General features: G+C 62.5%; 3 protein-coding genes and 1 pseudogene. 3 read left to right on the forward strand and 1 reads right to left on the reverse strand.

All coding sequences use genetic code 11. The features are described 5' to 3' along the window. The coding region (locus QZY07_RS17105) for a hypothetical protein (protein WP_295405350.1) at positions 1 to 280 on the reverse strand (280 nt) is incomplete at its 3' end. A gap of 109 nt (positions 281 to 389) precedes the next feature. On the opposite strand from QZY07_RS17105, the gene QZY07_RS17110 reads away from it, so the two are divergent. From QZY07_RS17110 to QZY07_RS17120, 3 genes and pseudogenes are all read left to right on the forward strand, one after another. Further along, a complete protein-coding gene (locus tag QZY07_RS17110; RefSeq protein WP_295405352.1) occupies positions 390 to 719 on the forward strand; it encodes a hypothetical protein in 330 nt (109 codons plus the stop codon). A gap of 204 nt (positions 720 to 923) precedes the next feature. Then, entirely contained in the window at positions 924 to 1,502 is a 579-nt protein-coding gene (locus QZY07_RS17115) for a protein phosphatase 2C domain-containing protein (protein WP_295405354.1), read from the forward strand. 428 nt (positions 1,503 to 1,930) lie between these two features. Beyond that, positions 1,931 to 2,385: pseudogene (locus tag QZY07_RS17120) on the forward strand (hypothetical protein); the annotation flags it as partial.

A 2,385-nucleotide genomic window follows, 5' to 3' on the forward strand; every position in this document is an offset into this window, starting at 1 on the left:
ACAACCCGGCGTCCCAAGCAAACCCTTGCGACTCGGCGAGACTGCGTGGCTCCCCTGTCTCGACGGCTTGGATATAGTCCGGATCGTGAACCGCGAGGAGCTGATCGCGCGTGAGCAACACCGGCTCCACCAGTTTGAGGCTCGGAATCGGCGCGTCGACCAGCGCGTCCGCGATCCATTGGGCCTTGCGCGTGGTATCGAAGGCGTAGCCGGAGGCCGCATCGTCCGCACGAGAGTAGACACGAACCACGTTCGTCTTCCGAACTGGCGTCTGAGGCATGGTCATCTCCGATGAAGTTTTGACTCCGCCCCATTCTCCCGTTTTTTGCGACAGAGACTGTCGCGTGCATCCGCTAGACTGCACACCATCCCTCTGAAGGAGATCGGCCATGACATCCAGATCGGTTCACCACCCTTGGTTGGGCGTGTTGATGCTGCTCCCAGCGATCGGTTTCGCTGACACGGCGCTAACCCCGCAACCGCTGGCAAAGGTCGGTCCCTGTCCTGGCGGCTATACCACCAGCGGCAACTATTGTGCGCCGGGCCAGCAGGCCCGCTTCGCCCTGGAGAAACGCGGGACCTGTCCCAGTGGTTATGCCACCAGCGGCACCTACTGCCTCGCCGGTCAAGCGGCGCGGCCTGCCGTGCCGAAGTCGGGGGCCGCCTGCCCTGCGGGCTGGTCGACAAGCGGCGTATATTGTCTGCGAAATCGCCCATGACACCCGCGATCCAGGTGGCCTTTACCCAACACCGGGGAAAACGCGCACGTATCCAGCAGGATGCCTTGCTGGTGGCAACCGACCTCGCTCAAGCTGCGGATCTGCCGGTGACCGCCGTGACCCTGTGTCGGTCCGCTGGGTTATGCGCCGTCGCCGACGGGGTGGCGGTGAGCCCCGTGCCGCAGATGGCCAGTCGCAAGGTGCTTGGAAGCCCTCTGCACGGCGGACCAGGCGCGGGCCGATCTGTTCCAGGACGGCTGGATCGGTCCCCGGCTGATTCGTCAGCATGTCCAGACGCACTTGTGTCGCCAGTTGGCCCATGACCCACGCACGCATGGCGCGGCCACCACCCTGGCCTTGCTGCAATGGCGCGATGCCCGGTTCAGTGTGGTCAATGTGGGCGATTCGCGGGTGTATCGCATCAGCGCCAATGGCGTCTGGCAGTGCCTGTCCAAGGATCACACCTATCGTCAATCCATGATCGAGCGCGGCGAGATCGCCCCGGAGCAATCGGTGGGGCAGCTTTACCACGATCTGGAACACCTGTTGATCGCCGATGAGGGGGAAGACGACTTTGCCGTGCATTGGCGGCAAGGGGAGTGGGCACCGGGGGAGAGCTTCCTGCTCTGTACCGACGGGGTGCATGACACCCTGGGTGATGAACGACTGGCCGCCGTTTATCAGGTCGATCTGTCGGTGACGGAGCAGGCGAGCCACTACCGGGAGGCAGTTCTGGCTGCCGGTGCGCCGGATAATTTCTCGCTGATGCTGTTGAGGGTTTAGCGCCGAGAGGACGACCTTTTCTCCGATGGGTGACATACGACCAGCAGCCGATCATCCTCCCAACCTCTGTCAACGACACCCGCGCCGCCGCGACCGATTCTGGCAGGATCGATTGCCCCTGAAGCGGCCATCCCGACGCCAGGGCGGATCGATCCCAGGCCAACCGCTCACGCGAAGCGGCGGGAATGGCGCGACAACGGGGTCCGTCTCGGTTGGCTGATCCTGCCCGACCAGCGGGAGGTGTGGCACGATGCGTCGGAAGTCGAGCCCGTCTGTCTCGATGACTCGCCTGAATTGCGCGACGCGGCGCTGTTGCCAGGGTTGGCATTGCCGCTGGGGGGATTTGGGAGCCGGGGTCGTCACTGTCGCCAAGCGATACCGGAAAGTGCGTAGCTGCGCTTCCCGAAAGCTCAGAGCAGATGAGGACAATGAGTGCCGCCGCTGTCGTCACGAAAGCCATCGCCACGGAGATCAACGCTCTCGCCACTGGCCGGTACGACGAAGTGATCTTCGACGACTTTCTACTCGCCGATGTTCCCGATCCTGAGTATTTCATGAGTCCGGATCCCGATGTTCACGAGGGGCCAGACAATGAACGCCTCCTGGATGAGTTGGCGGAGCATCCGAGTCTGCTCGGCGTCTATATTCCGATGCGCAGCCCCGGTCGGGTGATTCTCATCCAGCGCAATCTGCGTCGCTTCTATTGGACGCTGGTGAGGCAACTGCGTCATGGTTTCCCCTACCTCACCGCACTCGATCTTCTGGGCGCATTGGATCTAGTGGTCATGAAAACCCATCAGCATGAGCTATTCCATTTTCATTGCGATGTGTTGCGTCAACTCTTGGGCGGCCAATACCATCGGTTGCACGAGGAAGCCCTGGC

The organism is uncultured Thiocystis sp. (assembly GCF_903866365.1).
Lineage (GTDB): Bacteria > Pseudomonadota > Gammaproteobacteria > Chromatiales > Chromatiaceae > Chromatium.